23 protein-coding genes and 1 pseudogene are annotated in these 23,947 nt (G+C 70.5%); 21 read left to right on the top strand and 3 right to left on the bottom strand.

What is annotated here, in order from left to right; genetic code table 11:
- The first annotated feature begins 21 nt into the window (after positions 1-21).
- From DEA06_RS15765 to DEA06_RS15685, 18 genes and pseudogenes are all read left to right on the top strand, one after another.
- Entirely contained in the window at positions 22-873 is an 852-nt protein-coding gene (locus DEA06_RS15765) for an undecaprenyl-diphosphate phosphatase (protein ID WP_116648964.1), read from the top strand.
- A gap of 76 nt (positions 874-949) precedes the next feature.
- Positions 950-1,435 (top strand): DUF2231 domain-containing protein, encoded by a 486-nt coding sequence (locus DEA06_RS15760; RefSeq protein WP_133241803.1) that lies wholly within the window; start codon positions 950-952, stop codon positions 1,433-1,435.
- Between the two features lie 194 nt (positions 1,436-1,629).
- The gene (locus tag DEA06_RS16660) at positions 1,630-1,797 is read left to right on the top strand and encodes a hypothetical protein (RefSeq protein WP_165818053.1); all 168 of its coding nucleotides are present in this window, start codon (positions 1,630-1,632) and stop codon (positions 1,795-1,797) included.
- An 85-nt stretch (positions 1,798-1,882) separates the two neighbouring features.
- Positions 1,883-2,908 (top strand): AraC family transcriptional regulator, encoded by a 1,026-nt coding sequence (locus tag DEA06_RS15755; protein ID WP_165818052.1) that lies wholly within the window; start codon positions 1,883-1,885, stop codon positions 2,906-2,908.
- A 172-nt stretch (positions 2,909-3,080) separates the two neighbouring features.
- Positions 3,081-4,148: an ArdC-like ssDNA-binding domain-containing protein gene (locus DEA06_RS15750; RefSeq protein WP_116648961.1), complete on the top strand. Its 1,068-nt coding sequence runs from the start codon at positions 3,081-3,083 to the stop codon at positions 4,146-4,148.
- Entirely contained in the window at positions 4,148-5,053 is a 906-nt protein-coding gene (locus DEA06_RS15745; RefSeq protein ID WP_116648960.1) for a bifunctional DNA primase/polymerase, read from the top strand. Before DEA06_RS15750 ends, DEA06_RS15745 begins: the two co-directional genes overlap by 1 nt.
- Before the next feature lie 35 nt (positions 5,054-5,088).
- On the top strand, positions 5,089-5,700 hold the full coding sequence (locus DEA06_RS15740; protein ID WP_116648977.1) for a DUF2637 domain-containing protein: 612 nt from the start codon (positions 5,089-5,091) through the stop codon (positions 5,698-5,700).
- The gene (locus tag DEA06_RS15735; protein WP_116648959.1) at positions 5,697-6,125 is read left to right on the top strand and encodes a hypothetical protein; all 429 of its coding nucleotides are present in this window, start codon (positions 5,697-5,699) and stop codon (positions 6,123-6,125) included. The genes DEA06_RS15740 and DEA06_RS15735 overlap by 4 nt, the downstream gene beginning before the upstream one ends.
- 82 nt (positions 6,126-6,207) lie before the next feature.
- A complete protein-coding gene (locus tag DEA06_RS15730) occupies positions 6,208-7,053 on the top strand; it encodes a hypothetical protein (RefSeq protein ID WP_116648958.1) in 846 nt (281 codons plus the stop codon).
- On the top strand, positions 7,050-8,129 hold the full coding sequence (locus DEA06_RS15725) for a ParB/RepB/Spo0J family partition protein (RefSeq protein WP_116648957.1): 1,080 nt from the start codon (positions 7,050-7,052) through the stop codon (positions 8,127-8,129). The genes DEA06_RS15730 and DEA06_RS15725 overlap by 4 nt, the downstream gene beginning before the upstream one ends.
- 66 nt (positions 8,130-8,195) lie before the next feature.
- On the top strand, positions 8,196-8,885 hold the full coding sequence (locus tag DEA06_RS15720; RefSeq protein ID WP_116648956.1) for a hypothetical protein: 690 nt from the start codon (positions 8,196-8,198) through the stop codon (positions 8,883-8,885).
- Positions 8,886-8,905: 20 nt separating this feature from the next.
- Positions 8,906-10,078 carry a M23 family metallopeptidase gene (locus DEA06_RS15715; RefSeq protein WP_240606988.1) on the top strand — a complete coding sequence of 391 codons (1,173 nt, stop codon included), beginning with the start codon at positions 8,906-8,908 and terminating at the stop codon, positions 10,076-10,078.
- Entirely contained in the window at positions 10,078-10,344 is a 267-nt protein-coding gene (locus tag DEA06_RS15710; protein ID WP_116648954.1) for a DUF6112 family protein, read from the top strand. The genes DEA06_RS15715 and DEA06_RS15710 overlap by 1 nt, the downstream gene beginning before the upstream one ends.
- A 78-nt stretch (positions 10,345-10,422) precedes the next feature.
- Positions 10,423-10,692 carry a DUF6112 family protein gene (locus tag DEA06_RS15705; RefSeq protein ID WP_116648953.1) on the top strand — a complete coding sequence of 90 codons (270 nt, stop codon included), beginning with the start codon at positions 10,423-10,425 and terminating at the stop codon, positions 10,690-10,692.
- Between the two features lie 40 nt (positions 10,693-10,732).
- Positions 10,733-12,139, top strand: coding sequence for a conjugal transfer protein TrbL (locus tag DEA06_RS15700; RefSeq protein WP_116648952.1), 1,407 nt, complete (start codon positions 10,733-10,735; stop codon positions 12,137-12,139).
- A gap of 3 nt (positions 12,140-12,142) precedes the next feature.
- A complete protein-coding gene (locus DEA06_RS15695) occupies positions 12,143-13,603 on the top strand; it encodes an SCO6880 family protein (RefSeq protein WP_116648951.1) in 1,461 nt (486 codons plus the stop codon).
- Positions 13,604-13,654: 51 nt separating this feature from the next.
- A pseudogene (locus DEA06_RS15690) lies at positions 13,655-14,002 on the top strand (hypothetical protein); the annotation flags it as partial.
- Positions 14,003-14,832: 830 nt separating this feature from the next.
- The gene (locus DEA06_RS15685; RefSeq protein WP_116648976.1) at positions 14,833-16,362 is read left to right on the top strand and encodes an ATP-binding protein; all 1,530 of its coding nucleotides are present in this window, start codon (positions 14,833-14,835) and stop codon (positions 16,360-16,362) included.
- Between the two features lie 21 nt (positions 16,363-16,383).
- Here the strand turns inward: DEA06_RS15685 and DEA06_RS16935 are convergent, their stop codons facing one another.
- From DEA06_RS16935 to DEA06_RS15675, 3 genes are all read right to left on the bottom strand, one after another.
- A complete protein-coding gene (locus DEA06_RS16935; protein WP_276308374.1) occupies positions 16,384-16,509 on the bottom strand; it encodes a hypothetical protein in 126 nt (41 codons plus the stop codon).
- Positions 16,510-16,689: 180 nt separating this feature from the next.
- A complete protein-coding gene (locus tag DEA06_RS15680; RefSeq protein ID WP_116648950.1) occupies positions 16,690-17,778 on the bottom strand; it encodes a cation diffusion facilitator family transporter in 1,089 nt (362 codons plus the stop codon).
- Positions 17,775-18,140, bottom strand: a complete 366-nt coding sequence (locus tag DEA06_RS15675) for a metalloregulator ArsR/SmtB family transcription factor (protein WP_205781310.1) — start codon at positions 18,138-18,140, stop codon at positions 17,775-17,777. Before DEA06_RS15675 ends, DEA06_RS15680 begins: the two co-directional genes overlap by 4 nt.
- A gap of 283 nt (positions 18,141-18,423) precedes the next feature.
- On the opposite strand from DEA06_RS15675, the gene DEA06_RS15670 reads away from it, so the two are divergent.
- From DEA06_RS15670 to DEA06_RS15660, 3 genes are all read left to right on the top strand, one after another.
- Positions 18,424-21,429, top strand: coding sequence for a hypothetical protein (locus tag DEA06_RS15670; protein ID WP_116648948.1), 3,006 nt, complete (start codon positions 18,424-18,426; stop codon positions 21,427-21,429).
- Between the two features lie 181 nt (positions 21,430-21,610).
- Positions 21,611-22,159, top strand: a complete 549-nt coding sequence (locus tag DEA06_RS15665) for a hypothetical protein (protein ID WP_205781309.1) — start codon at positions 21,611-21,613, stop codon at positions 22,157-22,159.
- Complete coding sequence (locus tag DEA06_RS15660) at positions 22,156-23,928, top strand: type IV secretory system conjugative DNA transfer family protein (protein ID WP_116648947.1); 1,773 nt, start codon at positions 22,156-22,158, stop codon at positions 23,926-23,928. Before DEA06_RS15665 ends, DEA06_RS15660 begins: the two co-directional genes overlap by 4 nt.
- Positions 23,929-23,947: the final 19 nt, after the last annotated feature.

The following is a 23,947-nucleotide window of genomic DNA, read 5'->3' as shown; positions in this document are numbered from 1 at the left end:
GCCGCCGGACTCAAGGACACCGTGGATTTTCTCAACGCAATTCTGCTGGGCTTCGTCCAGGGGCTCACCGAGTTTCTGCCTATCTCCAGCAGCGCGCACATCCGCATTGTTGGTGAGCTCATTGGCACGGGCGCTGACCCGGGCGCCGCGTTCACGGCGATCACCCAACTGGGTACCGAGACTGCCGTGATCCTGTATTTCTGGCGGGACATCGTCCGCATCGTCTCCGCATGGTTCAAGTCGCTCGTCGGCCGACTACCTCGCAGCGATGAGGATGCCAAGCTCGGGTGGTACATCATTCTCGGCAGCCTGCCGATCGTGGTGCTCGGCATCCTGTTCCAAACCCAGATCGAGACGACCCTGCGATCGTTGTGGATCGTGGCCGGCACCATGATCGTGTTCGGCCTCCTGCTCGGCATCGCCGACCGCGTCGGTGCGAAAAGGCGCCGACTCGGCCAGCTGACCACACCCCACGCTGTCGTCTACGGGCTCGCCCAAGCACTCGCGTTGGTGCCCGGCGTATCCCGCTCCGGAGGCACGATCACGGCCGGACTGTTCATGGGCTACGAGCGCGCTGCGGCCGCCCGATACGCGTTCCTGCTCGCGATTCCCGCGGTCTTCGGCAGTGGACTCTATGAGCTCTACAAGACCGTCACCCGCACATGCACCGAGGCAACGCCCTGCACTCCCGAGGTGTTCACCGGCCTCGAAACCGCCATCGCGACCGTAGTGGCCTTCGGCGTCGGCCTCGCAGTGATCGCGTTCTTCATGCGCTACATCGGGCACCGCAGCTTCCTGCCGTTCGTGATCTATCGCCTGGCCGTCGGCGTTGTACTGATCGTCCTGCTGTCGACCGGTGCGCTGGCGGCCTAGTTTCTCGCCACCGTTCGGATTGCGTCGCGCTCCGATTCATCCCCCAACCCCCTGAAACTGAAAGAAGGAGTGTCCCTTGTCTTGGATGTTCGATGGTCTTCCGCTACATCCTCTCTTCGTCCACGCTGTAGTTGTTGCGGTGCCGGTTGTCGCGGTTCTGGCCATCGCTGCCGCATGGATCCCCAAGGTGCGCGACTGGCTCGGCATCGTCTTCCCGATCCTCGCCACCGCCGCCTTCATCGCAGCGCTCCTCACCAAGCAGTCCGGTGAGGCTCTTGCAACCCAGGTCGGTCAGACAGCAGCAGTGACCGCGCACGCGGAGATTGCGGACATCGCGACTGCTGGCGCCTTCTTGCTGTTCGCTGGAGCCTGGGCGCAATGGGGATGGCTCCGCTTCTTCGTTCGTCCGCGCCCAGGTCACTCCGAAGCGCGAGTGACCCGTCCGCGCGTCGCGCGCGCGATTTCAATCGGCGTTTCGGTCCTGCTCTCGTTGGTCGGGGTGTTCGCAATCGTCGCGATCGTGATTGTTGGCGACAGCGGGGCTCGCGCCGTATGGGAGTGATCACGTCCCCCAGTGTCCGGCGGTGGCTGCAGGTCAGCGCCATCAAGCCCCGGAGGCACCGGTCATGGAACTCCCCGGTCTTGGAACGTCGCCGGGAATCGGATTGCATCGAGCCCTTGCTTCTACTCGCGTCCACATCCGTCAGCAGTTCCTCATCGAAGCTGTTTTCCTCGCCACCCTTAGAGGTATGGCCGGTGCGCTTTCTCGGCGTGGCCGTGACTGCGGTGTTCACGCTCGTCAACGGCTGGATTCTCTCGACTCCGTCGCTTGTCGTTGCCGCGGTCATCATCGACGGGGTCTCCGGCCTTTGCCCTTTGGTCCGCGCCGCCTGCACCCCGCCAACCGCGGCACTGAATGCGTGATCGCGGGAGTCGGCAGCGACCCGCGCGCAAGACGTCCTCGGGCGCGCAGCGCTGGGACGGGGGATACGCGACGACAAGCCGAACCTTGGAGTTGATCGCCATGCGATCGTGCGGCCTCCCCCTGTTCGCGGTCGAGAGCGCAAGGACGGCTCCGGTTCGTCGGGCGGTGTTTGCGCACGCGAAGATCGTGTACGTCTTGGAAGGGCGTGCTCGCGTGGATACGGCAACGGGATCGCACGAGCTGGTCGCCGGAACCGTGCTGGCGCTCGGCGCAGGCCAGTGGTGCTCGATGCGCCCGATGCCATCGGTCCGCGTGTGGACGCTCTACGTGGACGAAGCATTTTTGCGTGCGCAGATGAGCTGGGTTCTGCTCGACGCGAGACGAGTGGTTCGGGGCGCCCACCCGGATGAGTGGGATGGGAGCGCTCTAGTCCTGACGCCCGGGATCGAGGCCCTGCAATGCTGCGAACCACTGTGGCGGCAGATCAGCCTTATGGATCAGACCTCGACGCCAGAACTGACCGCGACGCGCATGATCCGGCTGTTCTCTCGTATGATCGAGTACACGCTGCCTGCCCTTCTCATCGAATCGGGCGGCGAGACGATGCCGGCGTATCCGCGAGGCTCCTTCCCCATCAAGGGCACGCTTGCTCAGCCGCCGCTCGCGCCGCAAGTGTGTCGATCCACCGACCTTCTACGCGTGAGAATGGCGGAGCCGTGGACAATGCATCGGCTCGCGACCGAGGTTGCGATATCGAGAACGCACTTGACTCGCCTGTTCAGCGTGCAGGTCGGCGTGGCTCCCATGCGCTTCCTCACGGAGGTGCGTCTCACCGAGTTCACTCGGTTGATCGAGGAGACCGGGATGTCGGTGTCCTCGGCGGCAGAGTCTGTCGGGTGGTCAGACTCACGGGTGGCTGCCGGGTGGTTCCGCCGCCGTTTCGGGATTGGGCCGTCTGAGTACCGGCGGAACCCCCATCCGACTTGCATTGGCGAGACGTCTTGCGACTGGTGTCGTGGCGACTGCCCGGAACCGGGACCAAAGGTGCGGCCAATGCGTCCTATGACACCGGTCTTGCGGCGCGACGCCCAGATACGCCCCAACTCCTAGACCGGGCCTGGCCGAGTCCCGTAGGCAAGTTCAGACACGTTGGGTTCATCGGAGAACCTGACGGTCGCAGCCTCATTTCGCCGTCCGTCCCGTCTCCTGATCCTCCCGGCGCACCTCATGGTCGCAAGGGCCACCGACACATGCTGTCGGTTCCGCCGGGAGGAGGTCAGCGATGGCGACAGGCGAAGAGGTACGAGCGGCGCGCGACGCGAAGCTTGACGAGTTGCACGAACGGCTGGCGAGCGCAGTCGAGCGATTGGTGTCCAGGGATGACTGGCATCGTGCGCTCGAGTTCGCGGCCCGGTTCAGGGCGCGTTCGTTCGGGAACACGCTGCTGATCTGGGTCCAGCACTTGGAGGCGTTCGAGCAGGGCCGGGTGCCGGACCCAGAGCCGTCGTATGTCGCCGGGTACAAGCAATGGCAGACGCTTGGCCGGCAGGTCGCGAAGGGGCAGCCGGGATACATGATCTTCGCCCCGGTTACGGGCAGGTTCGCGTCCTCGACCCCGCAGGATGTCGCGTCGTGGCGGCGGCTCGGCAGGTTCGAGAAGCCCAAAGCCGGCGAGGCGGTGCGCTCCCGGATGATCGCCGCCCGCCCGGCCTACGTCTGGGATGTCTCGCAGACCACGGGCGATCCGATCCCCGAGCGGCCCGCCCCGCGTCTGCTGGAAGGCGAGGCGCCAGCCGGGCTGTGGGAGGGCCTTGCCGCGCTGGTGGAGGCGGACGGCTATCGGGTGCTGAGTGTGGATCACGAGGGCGTGATCGGCGGCGCGAACGGCCTGACCGACTTCCAGGCGCGCACCGTCGCGGTCAGGACGAACATGGACCCGGCCGCCCAGGTGAAGACCCTCGCGCACGAGCTCGGTCACGTTCGCCTGCACGGCCCCGACAACCCTGATTGGGCCGGGCACCGCGGGATCGGTGAGGTCGAGGCCGAGTCGGTCGCGTTGATGATCGGTGCCGCGCACGGCATGGACACCAGCTCCTACTCCGTCTCCTACGTCTCCGGCTGGGCCGGCACCGTGAAGGACAAGGACCCCGCCGAGGTCGTGCAGGCCACCGGGGAACGGGTGCGGAAGACCGCCAGCGCGCTCCTCGACGCCCTCGACACAATGCAGCTCGGGGCGGGCGACCCGCCCGGCCTGATCCGCGACGCCACCCCGTCGCGCGCCGAGCGGACGCCACCGGCGACCATCGAGCAGGCCCGCCCGGCGGCAGATGCCGCAGTGAGGAGCCTGTGATGGACCCCGCGCACCTGTTCGCCGCCGTCGAGCGGATGCCGCTGCCTGACGCCGCGGCCTGGCTCGCCGCCGCCGGGGTGCCGATGTTCCCATGCGTGCCGGGCGGCAAGCGGCCTCTGGTGGAGCATGGCTTCCACGAGGCGAGCACCGACGCCCGGCAGGTCGCCTCCTGGTGGCGGCGCTGGCCGACCGCGAACATCGGTGTGCCAACCGGCGCCACGTCGGGCGTGGACGTGGTCGACGTGGACCGCAAGGCCACCGGGTCAGGGTTCGCGGCGTTCGACCGCGCCCGACAGGCCGGGCTCGTGACTGGGTGGGCGGCGCTGGTGCGCACGCCTTCGGGTGGGATGCACGCCTACTACCCAGCAGACCCGGAACGGCCTCAGCCGTCGTGGCAGGCAGCCCGCGCGCATGTGGACTTCCGCGGCACCGGCGGCTACGTGGTTGTGCCGCCCTCCGTGGTGGCGGTGCCAGGCGATCTGCGCGGCCGTTATGAGCTGATCGGCCGGGCGCAGTCCGATCCCGGGTCGGTGGATGCGCTGGCGCTGCGGGACTTCCTCGACCCCCGCCCCGTGGCGTCGTTCCGACCGGGCGGGGCGTTGCGGACGCCGGATGCGGAGCGGCTGGCGGGCTGGGTCGCCGCGCTTGGGGAGGGCGAGCGCAACCGCGGCCTCTTCTGGGCAGCCTGCCGGATGGCGGAGGCCGGTACGTCGCCGGCGTCGGCGCTGGATGCGCTGGGACCGGCGGCCGAGCATGCCGGCCTGCCGCCGCGCGAGGTGTTCACCACGATCCGCTCCGCCTACCGCGCGGCCGGCATGGCGGCGACCAGAAGCAGCAGCGACGCTCCCGTTCAGGACGACGCGCCGCGCCGGGTGGTTCCGTCCAGAAGCCGGGTTCTCTCGTGATCCCGGAGACCCGGACGCGGCGTGGGCGGCTGGCGGTGGTGACCGCGGTCGCGGGGACGGTGCTGATCGCGGCTGGCGCGTTCTGGCTCTCGTTCACCGCCTTGGCGGACCTGGCCCGCCGGTCGGGGGTAGATGTGGGGCAGGCGTGGGCGTGGCCGGTGATCGTGGACGGGTTGATCGTCGTCGCCACCGTCGCCGTCGTCGCATTGGCCGGTCAGCGTGCGGCCTGGTATCCGTGGGCGTTGCTGGCCGGGGGCGCGCTCATCTCCGTCACCGCGAATGCCCTGCACGCGGTGGTCGCCGCCGACGCGGACGTGCCCGGTGTTCTGGCGGCGTGCGTGGCCGCGGTGCCGCCGCTCGTGCTGCTCGCCTCGACGCATCTGACGGTCGTGCTCGTGCGCTCCCGACCCTCCGAGCCCATCGAGGAGGTCGTGCCCGAGCCCGCCGCGGACATCCCTCCGAGGTTCAGGGCTGAGCCGGAGTCGGCAGGGCGGCGGCTGGTCGCCGCCAGGTTGCGGGCGGAGGGGTGGTCGAACAAGGCGATCGCCCGACACTTCCAGGTTGCTCCGTCGACCGTGGGCCGCTGGTTCGCGGCGCGGGGCGACGCACCTGATGAGCAGGAGAGCCCGAAGGAGCTGACCGCATGAACGAGCCCACCATGTCACCGCGCTCCGTCGTCCACGACGACGACGCCCGCGAGATGCGCAACACGGCTACCGATGGCGGCGACGCCTCGGCCCTCGCCCGCCACAAGGACCCGTCCCTGACCGGCGCGACTGCCGCCGGGGAAGCGAAGACGAAGGTTCCGGGCGTGGAGTGGGTGCGCCCGACCGAACTGCTGGCCTCCCGGTCGGGTCGCATCGCAGGCCGCGGGATCGACTTCCAGGCCGAGCTTGCCCGCCGTGCCCGCCGCGTGCCGGGGCAGACCGTCCGGGCGACCCGCCGCGGAGCCACAAGCACGGCGGCGAAGGTCAGCGAGCGTGCCCGCCGGCTTCCGCCGGCCTCGGCGTTCGGGCGCGGCGGCGACGAGCGGTTCTCGTGGGTGTCGCGTTCCGGGATCGGGCTGGGCTGAGGCAGCCATGCACGCCCCCAGCGCAACGGTGAGCCCCGTGGCTGGAAGACGTGCGCGCACCTGCTGTTCAGGAGGTGCCGGAATGCCACAAGTGAACGCCCGCGAACGTCGGGCTCGTTTCGAGGACTCGGAGGCGCTGCGCGCCCTGCTCACCCGCCTGCACGACGCAGGCCGAGGCGCATGGCGGGATGACCCGGAGGCCGCCTTACTGATGCGGCACGCGGCCGACAAGTATGCGGCCCTGGCCCGCAAGCACGGGCTTGACCCGTGGGAGGCCGCATCGGCGGCGTTCGAGGCGATGCGGGGCGCCGCGACCCGCCGGGCGGAGGACCCGTGGGCGGTCGTGACCCGCGCGGTGCAGGTGACCTGCATCGGCGAGGAACGCGGCAACGGGCTGCTCTGCTCCGTGCACCAGGCTCGCCGGCCCCGCTACTCCGTGTTCCACGACGCGGAGCGGTTCAGCGACCGCGAGAACCCCTTGACCGACTACCACCCGGCGTTCCACGTCGACCCGTTCGCCGACGCCGAGAACGCCGAGGAGCCGCAGGCGGAGTTGGTGACGACCGTGGGCTCAGCGGTGGAGGACACGATCACGTTCTTCTGCCTACTCGGCTGGGAACCCGACACCGCCCGCGCCGCGGTCGAGTACGTCACCGCCCGGCTTGCCGAGGCGGCCTCCCGTTCCTCCGCGTTCGAGGGACTGCGCCGCGACCGTCAGGCCCGCGCGCTGCTCGACCTGCCCGGCGCGTCGTGGTCGGCGCTGCTGCGGATCGTCCTCGGCACCCCCGACCCCGCCCTCGCGCACACCAACGCGGGCCGCGGCGTGCTGCTGCGGCTGCTGATCGGCGAACCGCTGCGCGCCTTGCTGACGGACGACGACCTCGTGCTCGCCGCGGGCCTCGCGGCCCCAGGGATCGAGCGGCCATGAGCACGGCACCGGCGGGCCATATCGAGCTGGAGCGGACCGTGGACTCCATCACGGTCGGACGCCGGCACCGTCACGACCTCGGAGACCTCGCGCCGCTGGTCGAGTCGATCCGCCGGGGTGGCCTCTTGCAGCCCATCACCATCACCCTCGACGGGCATCTGATCTGCGGCGCCCGCCGCCTCGCGGCGATCAGGCAGCTTGGCTGGAAGAGCGTCAACGTCTGGGTGCGTGCCGGGGTCTCGGACCGGCTCGGGCAGCTCCTCGCCGAGCAGGACGACAACCTCCTGCACAAGCCCCTGACCCAGCTCGAAGCCGCCGCCCTCTACCGCGAGCTGAAGACCCTGCTGGCCGAGGACGCCGCGGGTCGCCAGGAGGCGACCCGGTTCCATGCGTCCGGCGAAGCCGGAGAAAGCGGTGCCGCCAACTTGGCGGCACCGTTCCTCACTCCGACCGGCGAGGCCCGCGCGCAGGCTGCCCGGATGGTCACCGGCCGCGCCTCGTATACGACCTTGGAGCGCATCGGCCGCCTCGAAGACCTCGCCGCCGACGAGAGCCAACCCGAGGCCGTGCGCCAGCGCGCAGCCGAGGAGGTCGAGCGGATCAAGGCGGGTGGCAAGGTCTACCCCTCGCACCTGCGGATCAACACGGAGCTTTCCCTTGCCGAGCTCGACGAGCTCGCCGCCGACGTCGCTCAGCCGGCGGAGCTGCGCGACCTGGCCCGCGTCGAGGCCGCCGCGGTGCGCGACGCCGAGCAGGAGGCGAAGACCGCCGAGATGGAGGCGCTAGCGCAGGCCGCGCTCGCCCGTGTCAAGGCGGCGAAGGCCGCCGGTCGCAAGGCCAAGCGGCCCGCGCTGACGGCGGTGGAGACGGGCGAGCCGGTGCCGTTCCCGCTGACCGTGTTCACCGCGACCTGGGACGACATGACCGATTGGTGGGCGCACTACGACCCCGCCGAAGTGGCGTCTGCGCTCACAGAGGAGCAATGGGCGAGGTTCGAGCACGCCGTCACGGGCACTGTCGCGTTCGCGGACGCCGCCCGTTCCGCGCGGCACTCCCGTACCGAGCACATCGCCTGATCCCGTCCGGGTGCGAAGCGGCGCACCTGCCTGGCGACATCACATATCGCCTGGGAGGACCCGCGCATGGACCCCGCCGCCGACCGCCGCCGTCGTCGCCTGCTGATCGCCGCCGCCGCGTTCGGCCTTGCCCTGCTGATCCTCGTCGGCGTCGGCATCTACGGGCTGTTGCGCGGCCCCGCGCGAGACGATCCCCGCCCCTCGGACGCGCCGACCCCTGCCGCGACCATCGCGCCCGCGCCGACCGCGGGTGCGAGCCCGGCGGCGGTGCCGAGGACTGGAGGCCCCGAGGCGTTCGCCCGCAACGTGGCGGAGGCGCTGTTCGCCTGGGACACCGCATCTGGGTTCGGCCCCTCCGACTACGCGCAGATGCTCGCGGACGTGGCTGCCGATCAGGAGGCGGATGCGTTGGTGGGTGATGTGCGCGCCTACCTGCCGACCTCGGAGGCATGGGCTCAGCTCCGGCAATACGCGACCAGCCAGTGGCTCACCGTCGAGGAGACGTTCGTGCCCGATGCCTGGGCCACCGCCGTCGAGCAGGCCGCACCTGGCCAGATACCGGACGGCGCTCTCGCATACACGATCACCGGCACCCGGCACCGTGACGGCATCTCGGGTACCGAGCCGGTGGCGGCATCCCGGCCTGTGTCTTTCACGGTGTTCATCGTCTGCACACCCCCGATTCCCGGCCGCGGAGCCGGTTGGGGACTGTGCGAGGTGCTGCGGCTGTCCGAGCTCGACAGCCCGCTGCGCTGACGGGCGGGTGATCTGCCGTGATGAGGAAGCTCGTTGTCATCGCCGTCGCGCTGCTGTTCTTCGCCCCCTCCACCGTCCTGCTCGGTGTCGCAACGCTGGTCAACCCTGCCGCGTCGGCGGCGTGCCTTCCCGGCTCGCTGGTCGTCGGCCCGATCCCGGACTCGCTCACCGCGGCGACCAAGAACGGCCAGACCGTCACGCTGAACCGAGCGCAGCTCACCCACGCGGCGACGATCATCACCGCGGGCTCGCAGACCGCAGGCGTCGGCGGGCCCGGCGTGGTCATCGCGCTGATGGCTGCGCTCACCGAGTCCTCGCTGCGGATGCTCGCCAACACGGATGCCTACCCCGAGTCGGCGGACTACCCTAACGACGGCAACGGCTCAGATCACGACAGCCTCGGGCTGTTCCAGATGCGACCGCAGTCGGGGTGGGGCACGGTCGCGGAGCTCATGGGCGCGGGCTACCAGGCCCGCGCGTTCTACGGCGGGCCGACCGGCCCGAACTACCCGTCGCCGCGCGGCCTGCTCGACATCCCCGGCTGGCAGAGCATGGACCCCGGCGAGGCGGCCCAGGCGGTGGAGGTCTCCGCGTACCCGGACAGGTATCAGAACTACCAGCCCGTCGCCGAGGCGATCCTGACCGCCCTCACCCGGCCCGCGGGCTCGGGCGGTGGCAGCGGCGCGGCGCCGGTCGTGCCGGAGACCACCCGCATCGTGTTCCCGCTCCCCGAAGGGACGTGGGTGGACACCGACAGTTTCGGGTGGCGCACCGACCCGTTCACCGGGGAGCGCGCCTTCCACGCAGGCTCCGACCTCGCCGCCGCGGACGGGACCCCGATCCTCGCCGTCGCGGACGGGGTGGTCGTGCACGCCGGGTTCAGCGGCGGCTTCGGCGGGCTCGTCATTATCGAGCACACCGTCGCCGGTGAGCGGGTCGCGTCGTACTACGCGCATATGTGGGAGACCGGCATCCACGTCACCGAAGGCCAGACCGTGACTGCCGGGCAGCACATCGGGGATGTGGGCTCGTCCGGCCGTTCCACCGGACCACACCTGCACCTGGAAATCCACCCCGGCGGGCAAGGACAACCCGCCGTCGACGGCACCGCCTGGCTCGCCGAGCACGGCGCCGAAGGCGTCAACGGCGGGGACATGACCCTCGCGACCTGCACCTCTGGGAGGGGGGCCTGATGGACGTGTTCCCCGACTTCGGGGGCGTCGGCGGTGCCGCCGAGCTGCGCTCCATCGTGGGCGCCCTGCTGACCTTCGTGCTCATCATCGCCGTCCTCATGCTCATCGTCTGCGCGATCGTCTGGGCGATCGGCGCATCGTCCGGCAACTACCAGGCGGCCACCAAGGCCCGCACCGGCCTGTGGGTGTCGGTCGGCGCCGCCGCGCTCGCCGGCGCCGGGGTCGCGTGGATGAACTTCCTCCTCGCCCTCGGCACCCAGCTCTGACCGGCCCGCCGCCTGAGCGGGACAGACAAGGCGCACCTGACCGTCGAGAACTCGTCTCGTCACCGTCAAGGAGCAATCGTGATCGACATCGACCCCAACTCGTCCGGCCTTCCCGGCATCGAGCAACTGCGCATCATCGTCGGGGCCGTCATGACGGTCGGACTCATTCTCAGCGTCCTGGCGCTGATCATCAGCGCGATCATCTGGGGCTTCGGCGCGAACAGCTCCAACCCCCACCTCGCCTCGCGCGGCAAGGTCGGCGTGCTGGTGAGCTGCGGGGCGGCGATCATCTGCGGCGCCGCGGTCACGCTCATCAACTTCTTCTGGGGCGTGGGGCAAGCGGTATGACAGCGCGGAGCGAGCACCCGACCGAGCGGAGGGCGGGCCGATGAGTGTCTGCGATGTCCCGGTCATCTCCTCCGTTTGCGACGCGGTGGGCGAGGGGGTGGCCTCCCTGGTCGCCGCCCCGTTCGACTGGCTCGGGCAGGCGATGGCCGGCGCTGCCGCGTGGTTGTTCGAGGCCGTGTGGACTGTGTTCGACACCACCACCCTGGTCGACGTGACCAGCCCGGAGTACGTCGGCGTCTACAACGTCCTGTTCGGTGTCGCGATCTTCGTGATGCTGATCTTCTTCTGCCTCCAGCTCATCACCGGCCTCATCCACCGCGACCCCACCGCGCTGTCCCGAGCCGCTCTCGGGCTCGCCAAGAGCGTCCTCGGGTCGTTCCTCGTCATCACCCTGACGGCGCTGCTGCTGGAAGTCACCGACCAGCTCGCGGTCGGGATCGTGCAGGCCACCGGGAACTCGATGGAGACGATGGGCACCCAGATCGCTCTCCTCGCGACGGGCCTCGCGGGTATCAACATCGCTGCTCCCGGCGTCGGGGCCATTCTCACGATCTTCCTCGCCGGTCTCGCTATCAGCGCGGCGGCGATCGTGTGGTTCTCCCTGCTGATCCGCAAAGCCCTATTGCTGGTCGCGATCGTCTTCGGACCCATCGCCCTGGCCGGGGCGACCTGGGATGCGACTAAGGGGTGGTTCGCCAAGTGGGCAGCGTTCGTGATCGCGCTGATCTTCTCCAAGCTGGTCCTGGTTGTGATCTTCCTCGTCGCGATCGGCCAGGTCTCCGCCCCCATCGAGGCCGACCTCGCCTCCATCAGCGACCCCATCGCCGGCGTGGTTCTGATGTTCATCGCCGCGTTCGCGCCGTACATCACCTACAAGTTCCTGTCGTTCGTCGGCTTCGATATGTACCACGCGATGAGCTCGGAGCAGGAGGCCAAGTCGGCGCTCAACCGGCCCATCCCGATCCCTTCCGCGCCCTCCGCGGATACGGCCAAGAAGGTGCTCGACGGTGGAGCCGCCCCCGGCGGCGGCGGATCGGGCGGCTCCGGTGCAACCCCCGCGTCAGCCTCGGCCGGCGCAGGCTCGAGCGCGGCCACGGCTGGGGGCGGGGCCGCCGCAGGCTCGACAGGAGCGAGCGCGGGTGCTGGCGCCGCGGGTGCCGGCGCGGCGGCGGGGCCGGTCGGCGCGGCCGTGGTCGCCGGCGCCGCAGTCGTCAAGGGCGCTGCGACCGCCGGGCCGAAGCTCGGCGGCGGGGTCGGTGGGGCCGCCGAGAGCCACGCGGGCGCGGCAGCCGAGCAGACATCGCCGCCGCCCGTCCCGCCGGCGCAGGCCAACCCGCCGGGACGGCCCGCGCCGTCATCCGCCCCGTCGCAGGCTCCCGCGTCGTCGGCGCCGCGTCGGTCGGCCCCGCCGCCTGCTCCGTCGTCCAAGCCGTCAGGGAAGGAGTGACCGATGGCGACGAACGCGAACAGCGACTACCCGCTCGCCCCGGTGCAGTTCTCCCGCCTCACCAAGCGTGGCATCATGCTCGGCCTGTCCTTGCCGCAGCTCGTCGTCCTCGGCGTCGCGATCCTCACCGTCGTCGCCTCCCTCTACACGGGCGGCGGGATGGGACTGGCGTGGACTTCGCCCCTGTGGGGCTCGGCGGCGCTTGTTGCGGTGATCCCCGCCGGCGGGCGCAAGGTCATCGAGTGGGTGCCGATCCTCGCCCGCTGGGTCGCGCGCACCTACCTCGGGCAGCTCATCTACCGGCGCCGGATCATCAAGCCCCGCCCCGCCGGAACCCTCGCTCTGCCCGGTGATGCGGCGGCGTTGCGGGAGTGGGAGGACCCGGAGACCGGGGCGGCGATGATCCACGACCCGCACGCCCAGACCCTCACTGCGATCCTCGGCGTCTCGCATCCGGCGTTCGTGCTCCTCGATCCGGGCGAACAGCAACGTCGCGTCTCCGGCTGGGGCCGTGTGCTGGCCGCCGCCTGCCGTTCGGGCAGGATCGCCCGGATTCAGGTCTCTGAGCGGACCCTTCCGGACTCCGGCTCGGGCCTGGCCGAGTGGTGGCGCACCCACGGCACCAATGACGGTTCCTGGGCCGCGACCACCTACGCCGAGCTGATCGAACGTGCTGGCCCCGCCGGGGAACGGCATGCGACGACCATCAGCCTCGCCCTGGACATGAAGGCCGCCGCGCGGCAGATCAGGACGAGCGGCGGCGGGATGGGAGGAGCTGCCGCGGTGCTCCGTCAGGAGATGACGACCATGACCACCGCGCTGCGCGCGGCGGAGCTGACCTCGACCGGGTGGCTGACCCCCGGCGAGGTCGCCGTGATCTTGCGTTCCGCCTACGACCCGGCGGCCGCGCCCGCCTTGGAGCGTCACGGTGCGCTCGGTCGCGACCTCGCGACCGCCGGCCCGGTCGCGGTCACCGAGACCTGGGACAGGTTGCGGTCGGACTCCGCGTTCCACGCGGTGCTGTGGATCAACGAATGGCCCCGCTCGCAGGTGTTCCCCGGATTCCTCGCCCCGCTGGTGCTGTCCAACGGCATCCTCCGCACGCTGGCCTTGCACTACACACCCGTCCGGGCGGACCAGGCGGCCAGGGACCTGCGGAAGAAGAAGACCGAGCTCATCTCCGACGCGTCCCAACGCAGGAAGATCGGGCAGGTCGAGGACGCCTCCGCGTCGGCCGAGCTCGATGACGTGCTCCAGCAGGAGGCCGACCTGACCGCCGGGCACGGCGTCCTGCGCGTGTCCGGCCTCATCTCCGTGTCCGCGCCGACTGCCGATGAGCTCGACGCCGCCGTGGCCGCCGTCGAGCAGGCTGCGATCCAAGCCTCCTGCGAGACGCGGAGGCTCGTGGGTCAGCAGGCGGTCGCGTTCACTGTCGCCGCGCTGCCGCTGTGCCGGTCGGTCTGACCGGGTGCACCTGACAGGCAGCAGAAACCCCGCGACTGTGAGGAGCCGATCATGCCGACCTTCGATGACCCGAGGAAGGACGCGACAGGGGCGTATGAGGCGCTGCGGGGCCTCGCCCACGCCTCCCGCGCCTTCACCGACGACCCGGCCGACACCTATGCGGTGATCGGCGATCTGCTCGGCGGGGTGCGGTCGCTGCGGCAGGTTCTCGACCAGCTCGCCGCCGCGCACATCAGCCACCGCACGCGGGCGCACGACGACGGGGGCGACCAGGCCGCCGGGGCGACCGCTGCACTCGCCGCCGCCGCTGAGTTGCACCAGGCTGGCATGCTCCTGGATGGGGTGCATGATCGGCTGGATGGGGCCATGTCGCACTCGGGCCGGATCGCCTGGCACCCCGCCGCCGAGGCCGCTGGCGTGGACTCGACCGACGCGGTTCGGACGACGGCCCACGCCGGGACGCTCACGCTCACGGTGTGGCCCGACGCGCCGCTGGGCGAGCACCAGCGCTACGCCTACCGGATCGAGGACGCCACGACCGGGGAGACGATCGAGGGCCGCGACCTGTTCACCGGCGCCGGCACCCCGGTCGAGCCAGGCCGGGCGCTGCGGGAGCTGGCCGGCTACCTCAGCGCAGCCGGCGAGGCCCGTCAGTTCGCGCTCGACAATCCCGGAGTGCGCGCCGAGAACGAGGGACTGTTCCCGGCATGGACGGCCGAGGCCGCCCGCTGGAACTACAGCGACCTGGCCTTGCTGGCCGAGTTCCAGCCGGAACCCCCGGCCGCGGAGCAGGTCGGCCGGCGGGAGGCTGCGCCGCGGTGGATCAGCGTCGTGTTCCTCGACGGCGCCGATGCGGACAAGGTGCTCGACCTCATCCACGCCTCCGGCCCGGACGCCGCGATCGAGCACCTGGCCGGGTACGACTACGGTGAGGACACCGTGCGCGACGCGCTTGTCAACGGGTACGTCTACGACAACCCGCCGCGCGGGGCGCTGGACCGGATGGCGGCCAAGGACGTCTACACGCTAACCTACAGCCCGTTCCTCGGGCACGTCTCGCTGCTGCGCGAGTACGACGCCGTGCCCGACCCGGCGCTCCTCAGCATCGACACCCCCGAGCCCACCTCTCGCAGTTCGGAGCGGCAACCGGCTCGCGCCGACCGTGCGGAGGCGACGGATTGGTTCGCTCGCGCCCCGCGCGCGGCATCGCCCGGCCGGGGCCTGGCGTTGTGACCGGGCCGGAGGAGGGCCGGCTGCACACCAGCGTCCTGGTCGGCCCGCAGGGCGAACGGCGCCGGCACCGCAAGGCACGCCAGAAAGCCGCCGCCCAGGTAGAGGCCGAAGCCCGGCAGGTGCGCAAGGACGATGCGAAGGCGAAGTGGGATGCGGAGCAGGCCGAGCGCCGTGCGACGACCTACCTGCCCGCCAGCGGCGAGCCGGGGCCCGCGGGACTGCGCACGCCGGGCCGGTTCCGTCTTCCCAAGCACCAGGACACCTCCGCGACCCTCGCCGGGCAGTACCCGTTCCTGGCCGAAGGCGGCCTCGGCTCGGACGGGGTGTTCGTCGGGCAGGACCTCTACTCGGGCGGCAGCTTCGTCTACGACCCGTGGACCTTGTACCAGCGCGGCCTCATCACCGCCCCGAACGTCGTGCTCGCCGGGATCGTCGGCAGCGGCAAGTCGAGCCTGGCGAAATCCCTCTACACGAGGTCGCTGCCGTTCGGTCGCCGGGTCTACGTCCCCGGCGACCCCAAGGGAGAGCACACGGCGGTCGCGGAGGCGGTCGGCGGGCGGGCGATCATCCTGGGCCACGGGCTCCGCAACCGCCTCAACCCCCTCGATGAAGGACACCGCGCCTCTGCGGTGTCGGACGCCGAATGGGCTATCCAGGTCGCCTCGCGTCGCCGTGACCTGATCGGCGCGCTCGCGGAGACCGTGCTGGACCGGGTGCTGTCGCCGCTGGAGCACACCGCGATCGACCTCGCATTGCGGGACGCGGTGCGCAGCGCGGAGGTGCCGATCCTGCCGATGGTCGTGGACCGCATCCTGGCTCCGAGCCCGGCAGACGACGGGGACGGGCGGCTCGCGGAGGACGGGCGCCTCGTCGGCCACGCCCTGCGGCGCCTAGTGGCGGGTGACTTGCAGGGCTTGTTCGACGGGCCGAGCACGGTGCGCTTCGATCCGTCGCTGCCGATGGTGTCCTTGGACCTGTCTCGCGTGGCGGAGAACTCGACGCTCATTTCCGTGCTGATGACCTGCTCCTCGGCGTGGATGGAATCGGCCTTGTCCGATCCCGCTGGCGGGCAGCGGTGGGTGATCTACGACGAGGCATGGCGCTTGATGGCCTACCCGTCGCTGCTCAAGCGGATGGATGCTCAGTGGAGGCTCGCCCGCCACTTCGGGATCGCCAACATGCTGATCTTCCACAAGCTCTCCGACCTCGACAACGTGGGCGATCAGGGTTCCGCCATGCGCGCGCTCGCCTCGTCGCTGCTGGCGAACGCGGAGACCAGGATCGTCTACCGCCAGGAAGCCGATCAGCTCGGCTCCACCGCGCTCGCGCTCGGGCTGACCGGGACCGAGCAGCGGCTTCTGCCGTCGCTCGGCACGGGACAGGGGCTCTGGCGCATCAAGGACCGCTCCTTCGTCGTCCAGCACCAGCTCCACCCCGCCGAGCTCGCCGCCTTCGACACGACCGGACGCATGACCGGGGAGAGTAACGGGTTCCGCGCTTCTCGTTCGGAAATCTCGGGAACCTGAGTGCTGACGGCCGCTTTCAGGCTAGTCGAGGGTGCGGGTTCGCGGAACTGGGTCGATCAGCTCCTGCTCGAAGTCCTCCAGCGCCTGCGGCGAGGTCAGCGCGGCGACCTGCGACCCCGACACGCTCCGCAGCGGACTCACCGCCATGAGCGTGCCACTTCAGGATTCCCGGTCATGCTTCGAGATTACAGTGAAACCTTCGAGAATCTCGAAGAACCGTCATCCGATTCGCGTGATCCCGGACCCCCTCAACCAGGTGCAGAGCACGCCAAGGCAGGTGAGCGCGCGCGGAGAACCTAAAGCCGAACGCTCGGCGCCGGCCTGGTGTCAGCGGGCGAGGGTGCGGATGGTGATGTCGTCGACGTTGGGCAGATGCGACTTGACCGATGCCTGGGCTGCGGCCGTGACGCGGTTCGCGTCGGCGAGCGAGGTGTCGTGGATGTAGATCGCGGCATCGCCGTGGAGGCGGTGGCCGACCCAGCGCAGGCGGACCTGTTCGATGCCAGTGACTTCGGGGACGTGCTCGAGGGCGTGCTCGACGCGGTCCAGGAGATCCGGCTCGATGCCGTCCATGAGGCGGCGGCCGATGGAGCGGACGGTCCCGATGAGCAGGACGAAGATCAGCGCGGCGATGAGCACCCCGACGATGGGGTCGGCAAGCGGGAAGCCCAGCAGCACGCCGACGCCACCGGCCACCACGGCCAGCGAGGTGAACCCGTCGGTGCGGGCGTGGACGCCATCGGCGACCAAGGCCGCCGAGCCGATCTTCTGGCCCACGCGGATGCGGTAGATCGCGACGGCCTCGTTGCCGAGGAAGCCGACGATGCCCGCGCCGATGACCCAGCCGAGATTGCTGATCGGCTGCGGGTGGATGATGCGGTCGATCGCCTGCCATGCGGCGATGATCGCGGACAGCGCGATCATGACCACGATGAACAGGCCCGCGAGGTCTTCGGCGCGGTTGTAGCCGTAGGTGTAGCGGCGGGTCGCCGCCCGGCGCGAGAGGGCGAACGCGATCCACAGCGGCACCGCGGTCAGCGCGTCAGAGAAGTTATGGATCGTGTCGGCCAGCAGCGCGACCGAGCCGGACAGCGCCACGATGACGCCCTGCAGGACCGCGGTGACCAGCAGCACGACGAGGCTGATCTTCAGCGCACGGATGCCCTCCGCGTTCGCCTCCAGCGCGTCGTCGATCGCGTCCGAGGCATCATGGGAGTGCGGCACGAAGATCCCGTAGAAGAACCCCCTGATCCCGGTCGGGTGCTCGTGGCTGTGCTCGCCGTGACCGTGGCCGCCGTGGGAGTGAGGGCGACCGGCTGGATCATGTGGATGCCCGCCTCCGGCGCCGTGCTCGTGCTCGTGCTCGTGGCCAGCATCACCGTGGTCGTGGTGGTGGTCGTGCGGTGCGGCGGTCATGCGCGATCCTGCTCGCCGTGGTGGTGGCGGGGTGTGCCGCCGAGGGAGTGCTCGGCCTGGAAGATCGCGTCCGAGACGAGCTGGGAAGCGTGCTCATTCTCCAGCCGGTAGAACACCCGCTGCCCCTCCTGCCGGGTCGCCACGATCCGCGCCAGACGCAGCTTCGCCAGATGCTGCGACACCGCCGCCGGGGACTTCTCCACCGTCTCGGCGAGCTGGTTCACCGACAGCTCCCCAGCGGCTCGCAGGGCGAGGATGATGCGCACGCGGGTCGCATCGGCGAGCATCCCGAACACTTCCACGGCGAGCTCGACGAACTGACTGTCCGGGTCCATCCCGCATACCCGCTTATCTGCATCCATACGCAGATTATTTCACAAGCCGCGCGAACTCGCATTCACGACCTCGCGAGCACCATCATCCGATCGTCGCGGCGCAACGAAACCCCATCAGCGGACGGCAGAGCGCACCTAACGGACGTGAGCGCACAGAACGAACCCGTAGCAGTAGAGACACAAGTCCCGCAGGTTCACGAATCCTGAACCCCTGCGCGCTCAGGACTCGCTCGGGTGGGTGAGGCTGGGCGCACCTGCTGGCTGGACGGCTCTCTCGCCGTCCGTTCGCTAAGAGCCAGGAGGACAGCCCATGTCTGTGTCGACCGATTCCCCGTCCCTGAGCCGGAAGCACCCGCCGGGCGGCGTGTGGCGCCGCATGGCCTCGCTGCTGGTCGTCCTCCTCGTCGCCGCCGGCTCGGTCGTCCTCGGCACCTCGCCGGCGTACGCCGCCAGCCACGGCGCCGGCTACGACGAGGGGCTGGGTTTCCTCGGCGCGTACAGCACCGACGTCGACGGCAGGCAGGCGTACTGCATCGACCTCGGCGCCGCCGCCCCGTTCGACCAGACCTCGGGGCCGCAGACGGTGGGTTCGCTGGACTCGCTTTCGCGGCAGCAGCTCGCGGAGCTGAACTACGTCCTGGACAGGTGGGGGCAGTCATCCGATCCGAACATCACTGCGGCGGTCGCCCTGTATGTGTGGTCGGTCGCCGATCCCGGCGTCTACAACAGCCACGGCATGTCGGGGGATGACTACTACGTCGCCCGTGCGCCGTCCGGGGTTCGGGGCACGATCCTGGGCAACCTCGCGGTGATGCGGCAGGAGGCCAGCGTGAACGCGGTCACCGACCCGTCGCTGACCCTGGGCCTGTCGATGTCGGATCAGTACGCGGGGACGCTGACCGTCGCCGCGCACCCCGCGTCGCTGCAGGGCACCGCGACGCTCACCGACGCGGTGTTCGCCGGCGGCGGTTCTTCCCGCACGGTCGGGGTAGGCCAGTTCGGCATCACCGGCACCCCGGCGGACGGTGCCGCCTCCTACCGGATCGAAGCGTCGATGAGCGTGGCCGCGGCAGGCTACGGCGCTCAGCTGGACCTCTACACGACACCAGGTTCCCAGCGGCTCATCGCTGCGGTTGCCGGTTCCTCCACGGACCTGTCCGCGCAGGCGCAGACGCCGGTGATCGAGCTGGACTTCCAGCCCGAGGTCGGCACGCAGGTCGCGTCCCGGTTCGTGGCCGAGGGCGACGCCTTCGTGGACGAGCTGGCCGTCACGGTGACCAAGGGCACCTGGATCAGAGTCGACGGTCAGCCGGTCGAGGTGACCGCGACCGGCATCCTCTATGGGCCGTTCGATGAGCAGCCCGCCGAATCCGACTCCCCGCCGACCGGCGCCCCTATCGCCGGCGCCGAGGATGTCGCGCTGACCGGGCCAGGCTCCTACACCTCGCCGGGCACGATCACCGCACCCGAGTCCGGGTTCTACACTTGGGTTTGGGCGATCGACAAGACGGCGCAGGGTGAGACGGGCAAGTATCTGACGGATTCGTTCACCGACAGGTTCGGGAAGGTTGCGGAGACCAGCGTCGTGCCGTTCCAGCCGCACGCGGTCTCCGAAGCCGACCAGCACCTTGCCGTGCCCGGCGACGCGCTGACCGACACGATCGACGTGTCCAGCTCCAACGGGGCATGGCTCAAGCGCGACGGGGCGTTCATCCCCGTCGTGTTCGAGGGCACCGCGTATCAGGTGCCCGGCACCCTGCCCCCGGCCCGCGACGGCACCGTGCCCGCCGGCGCGGTGCCGCTGGGCACCGTAACGGTCACGGCGGACGGTCCCGGCGTCTATACGTCGCCTGCGGTTGTCGCACCGCAAGGCGGGTTCGTGACCTGGGTCTGGGAAGTGCGAAAGGGCACGCAGCCCGAGTGGGTGCGCGACTATCTCGCCGCCGACTGGACCGATGACTACGGCATCACGGTCGAGACGACCTCCGTGCGGTGGCCGATCACGACAACCTCGCTGATGCGCGAGTACAACGTCCACCCCGGCGGGCGGGCGTTCGACACCGTGACCGTCACCGGGTTCCCCGCGAACCACGGCGACTTCGCCGGCGACGGCTACTGGCAGGCCGACGTGGATCAGCTCGTCCACACCGTCTACGGGCCGTTCGACACCGATGCGGTGCTCACCGACGACCTCGACCTGATCGACGCGCCCGTGCTCACGAGCATCACGACGCCCGCCCGGAACGGTGTCTGGCGGCTGGGCTACACCGACGCCGACCGGATCACCCCGACCGAGCCCGGCTACTACGTCCTGGTTACCACCTTCACAGGCGATGACCGCGTGCAGCCCCACCAGTCGAGCCCGGCGGACGTGCTGGAACGCTTCTACGTCCCGCCGACGCCGGAGGTCGAGCTGCCGGTCACGGTCATCACTCAGGCGACCCCGGCCGCGCTGGTCGGGCAGCCGTTCGGAGACACCGCGCTCGTGCAGGGCAGCATCCCCGAAGGCGCCTCGCTTGTGTTCCGCGCCTACGGCCCCCAGCCCGCCGATGCGGACCCGGTATGCGAGACGGCGTTCTACGAGTCCGACCCGATCCCGGTCACCCAGACCGGCGTTTACGCCTCGCCCACCACGAGCATCGACGAGCCGGGGAACGTCTTCTGGATCGAGACCCTGTATGACGCCGAAGGTGCCGTGCTCGTGGAGGGCACCTGCGGCGCCCCCGGCGAGACAACGGTCGTCACCGAGCAGCCCGAGGGGCTGGCCGTGACCACGATGGCCGTCGCGGAGGTCGCCCTGGGCGAACCCGCCCACGACACCGCCAAGGTCATCGGCACCGTGCCCGAGGGCGTGACGCTGGTGTTCGAGGCGTACCGGCAGGACGGCGATACCGTCACCTGCACCCCCGAGGAGCTGGTGTTCACCTCCGAGACCGTGCCCGTTGACGGTGCCGGCGAGTACGCCTCCGGTGAGGTCGTGTTCGAGCAGGTCGGCACCTACTACTGGATCGAGACCCTGCACGGCCAGGGAGGCGAGGTGATCCACCGTGGCCTGTGCGGGGCGCCGAACGAGACCACGAGCGTCACCCCGGTCTCCACACCGACACCGACTCCGACGCCCGAGCTGCCGCCGGGCCTGGCGCTGACCGGCGCAGGCGACTGGCTGCTGCCGTTCGGCATCGGCGGGGGTGTCCTCGCCCTCGCCGGGGCGCTCACTCTCTGGTTCGGGCGGCGCCTGGCGCTCTACCGGGAGCGCAACGGATACGTCCGAGAGGAGGACCAGGCGTTCCACGACCTGCTGAACGGCGACGACTGAGCCACACCGGCCCGGTCAAGGGAGGGCGCGCACCGCAGGGTGCGTGCCCTCTCCGTCTCTCCGAGCCCGAGCCCAATCCGGGATGGCGGATGCCGCGCACCTGTCCTGTGCACGCACAGAAGGAGCAGCGACCGATGACCGAGCAGACCAGGCCCGCCCAGCGACCCAGCGGTGCGGCCCGATGACCCGCCCCCGCTACCGGCGCAGCGGCGACGACGAGCCGGCCCACAAGGGCCCGGAGGTGCCGGTCGTGCTCCCGCACGTCGTCATGACCGTCGCCGCAGACGGCACCATGACCGTCACGATCAACGGCGCGCCGCACGAGCCGCCGCCGTTTGCGCCGCCGTGGCGCCGCGACGCCTTCGCCTCGATCCTCGACCAGCTCACCGGCCAGCGCCGCTCCCCGGTACGGGTCGAGGTCCGTGAGGCAGACGGCTCGCTGTTCACCGACATCGTCACTCCCGGCAGACGCCGCCGCCTCGAACCCGACCCGACGCCCGTCCCGCCGAGCCCGACGCCCCGCGTTCCCGACCTCGTCGTGCTGCACGGCGAAGGATTCGTGGCCGGCGAGGACGTGGCGGTCGCCGTGGTCATCGCTCACGGCGATGCCGCCCACGACGGCACGATGCGCAGCCTGCTCACCGCCGATCAGGTCGCGGCGAGCCCGACACGCGAGGTCGTCCTGCTCGGCCGCGTCTCCGGCACCGTGACGGTCGGGCATCCCGAATGAGCACCCCGCGCCCGGCCGGATCACTCGGGGACGAGCTGACAAACCTCGGCATCGGCCTCCTGATCGGCGCCGCGATCCTCGCCGCCATCCTGCGCGGCGCGGGCTCCGTCGCCGCCTGGATCACCGGCGCCGGGCAACCAACCGGCGGCGTCGAAGCAGGGCTGGGTGTGCTGCTGGAACCCGGCGACCCCGCGGCGCCGCTCGGTGCGCCGGGGCTCAGCGCGCTGGCCTACTGGATCACCGCCAGCGTGCTGATCCTCGCTGCCGGGGCCGCTGGCTGGTGGGTGTGGTACCTCATCCGGGAGCACGGGCGGCAGGTGAAGACCGACCCCTATCGGATCGCGGGGATCGCCACCGGCGCCGAGGTCGCCCGCGCCGCTTCCGAGACCGCCCTGCTGCGCCGTGCCGAGCACCTGCGGCCCTCGCTCGACAGACCCACGCCGGAGGATGTCGGCTACCGGATCGGCACCTCACGCGGCAAGTCAGTGTGGGCGAGCGTGGAGGACTCGATACTCCTCATCGGCCCGCCCCGCAGCGGCAAGGGGGCGCACATCGTCATCAACGCCATCCTCGATGCCCCCGGAGCGGTCGTCACCACGAGCACGCGGCCCGACAACCTCACCGCGACGCTCCGCGCCCGGCAGAAGATCGGCCCGGTCGCGGTCTTCGACCCGCAACACCTGGCCGAAGGCGTGCCCGCGGGGCTGAGGTGGTCGCCCATCAGGGGGTGTGAGGACCCGTTGACGGCCATGATCCGGGCGACCGGCCTGGCGGCCGGCACAGGTCTGTCCGCGGGCGGGGTCGAGGGCGGCGGGTTCTGGGAGGGCAAGACCCGCACCGCCCTCCAAGCTCTGCTCCACGCCGCAGCGTTGGATCGCCGGCCCGCGCGCGAGCTGTTCCGGTGGACCCTCGATCCCTCAGCAGCCGCCGATGCGGTGGCGATCCTCACCGCCAACCCGAAGGCTGCGACCGGGTGGGCCGAGTCCCTGCAGGCGATGATCGACTCCGACCCCCGCACCCGCGACTCCATCTGGCAAGGCGTCTCCCTCGCTCTCGCCGCCCTCGCTGACCCTCCCGTGCTCGATGCTGTCTCACCGCAGGACGGTGAGGACTTCGACCCCGAAGCGTTCCTCCGCGCCAAGGGAACGCTCTACATGCTGGCGACCGGGGCCGGAGCGAACAACTCCGCCGCCCTGGTCGCGGCGCTCGTGGAAGACGTCGTGGAAGCCGCCCGACGCATCGCCGCAGCCAGCCCCGGCGCCAGGCTCGATCCGCCCGCGCTGCTCGCGCTCGATGAGGTCGGCAATCTCGCACCACTGCCCTCCCTTCCCACCCTGATGGCCGAAGGCGGCGGCACCGGGATCACGACGATGCCCGTCTTGCAGTCCCTCGCCCAGGCTCGGGAGAAGTGGTCGGAGAACGCGGCCGGCGCGATCTGGGACGCCTCCATCGTCAAGATCATCCTCGGCGGTGCCTCCAACAGCCGCGACCTGCACGACCTCACCACGCTGATCGGCGAGCGCGACGAGGTGACGGACTCCACCACGGTCGGGGACCACGGCTCCCGCTCCGCGCAACGCTCGATCCGGCGGGTGCCGATCATGCCGCCCGACACGATCCGCACGCTCCCGTTCGGGACCGCGCTCGTGCTGCTGCGGGCTGCGCCGCCCATCGTCACGAGGATGCGCGTCTGGACGAGCCGGCCGGACGCCGCCGAGCTTCGCGCCGACCGGGCGGGCATCGAGGCGATGCTGCAACGCCGCCCATAGGAGAGCGTGGGCGCACCTG

The sequence above is a fragment of the Microbacterium sp. Gd 4-13 genome (assembly GCF_003095395.1).
In the GTDB taxonomy this organism is placed as follows: domain Bacteria; phylum Actinomycetota; class Actinomycetes; order Actinomycetales; family Microbacteriaceae; genus Microbacterium.
Note: the sequence above shows the minus strand (reverse complement) of the source record. Positions and strands in the feature narration are given on the sequence as shown.

Bases quoted from the DNA above. Each gene is read 5' to 3' on its own strand.
- DEA06_RS15750 (WP_116648961.1), top strand. From the start codon at position 3,081: ATGGCGACAGGCGAAGAGGTACGAGCGGCGCGCGACGCGAAGCTTGAC.
- DEA06_RS15745 (WP_116648960.1), top strand. From the start codon at position 4,148: ATGGACCCCGCGCACCTGTTCGCCGCCGTCGAGCGGATGCCGCTGCCT.
- DEA06_RS15735 (WP_116648959.1), top strand. From the start codon at position 5,697: ATGAACGAGCCCACCATGTCACCGCGCTCCGTCGTCCACGACGACGAC.
- DEA06_RS15730 (WP_116648958.1), top strand. From the start codon at position 6,208: ATGCCACAAGTGAACGCCCGCGAACGTCGGGCTCGTTTCGAGGACTCG.
- DEA06_RS15725 (WP_116648957.1), top strand. From the start codon at position 7,050: ATGAGCACGGCACCGGCGGGCCATATCGAGCTGGAGCGGACCGTGGAC.
- DEA06_RS15720 (WP_116648956.1), top strand. From the start codon at position 8,196: ATGGACCCCGCCGCCGACCGCCGCCGTCGTCGCCTGCTGATCGCCGCC.
- DEA06_RS15715 (WP_240606988.1), top strand. From the start codon at position 8,906: ATGAGGAAGCTCGTTGTCATCGCCGTCGCGCTGCTGTTCTTCGCCCCC.
- DEA06_RS15710 (WP_116648954.1), top strand. From the start codon at position 10,078: ATGGACGTGTTCCCCGACTTCGGGGGCGTCGGCGGTGCCGCCGAGCTG.
- DEA06_RS15700 (WP_116648952.1), top strand. From the start codon at position 10,733: ATGAGTGTCTGCGATGTCCCGGTCATCTCCTCCGTTTGCGACGCGGTG.
- DEA06_RS15695 (WP_116648951.1), top strand. From the start codon at position 12,143: ATGGCGACGAACGCGAACAGCGACTACCCGCTCGCCCCGGTGCAGTTC.
- DEA06_RS16935 (WP_276308374.1), bottom strand. From the start codon at position 16,509: ATGGCGGTGAGTCCGCTGCGGAGCGTGTCGGGGTCGCAGGTCGCCGCG.
- DEA06_RS15680 (WP_116648950.1), bottom strand. From the start codon at position 17,778: ATGACCGCCGCACCGCACGACCACCACCACGACCACGGTGATGCTGGC.
- DEA06_RS15675 (WP_205781310.1), bottom strand. From the start codon at position 18,140: ATGGATGCAGATAAGCGGGTATGCGGGATGGACCCGGACAGTCAGTTC.
- DEA06_RS15670 (WP_116648948.1), top strand. From the start codon at position 18,424: ATGTCTGTGTCGACCGATTCCCCGTCCCTGAGCCGGAAGCACCCGCCG.
- DEA06_RS15665 (WP_205781309.1), top strand. From the start codon at position 21,611: ATGACCCGCCCCCGCTACCGGCGCAGCGGCGACGACGAGCCGGCCCAC.
- DEA06_RS15660 (WP_116648947.1), top strand. From the start codon at position 22,156: ATGAGCACCCCGCGCCCGGCCGGATCACTCGGGGACGAGCTGACAAAC.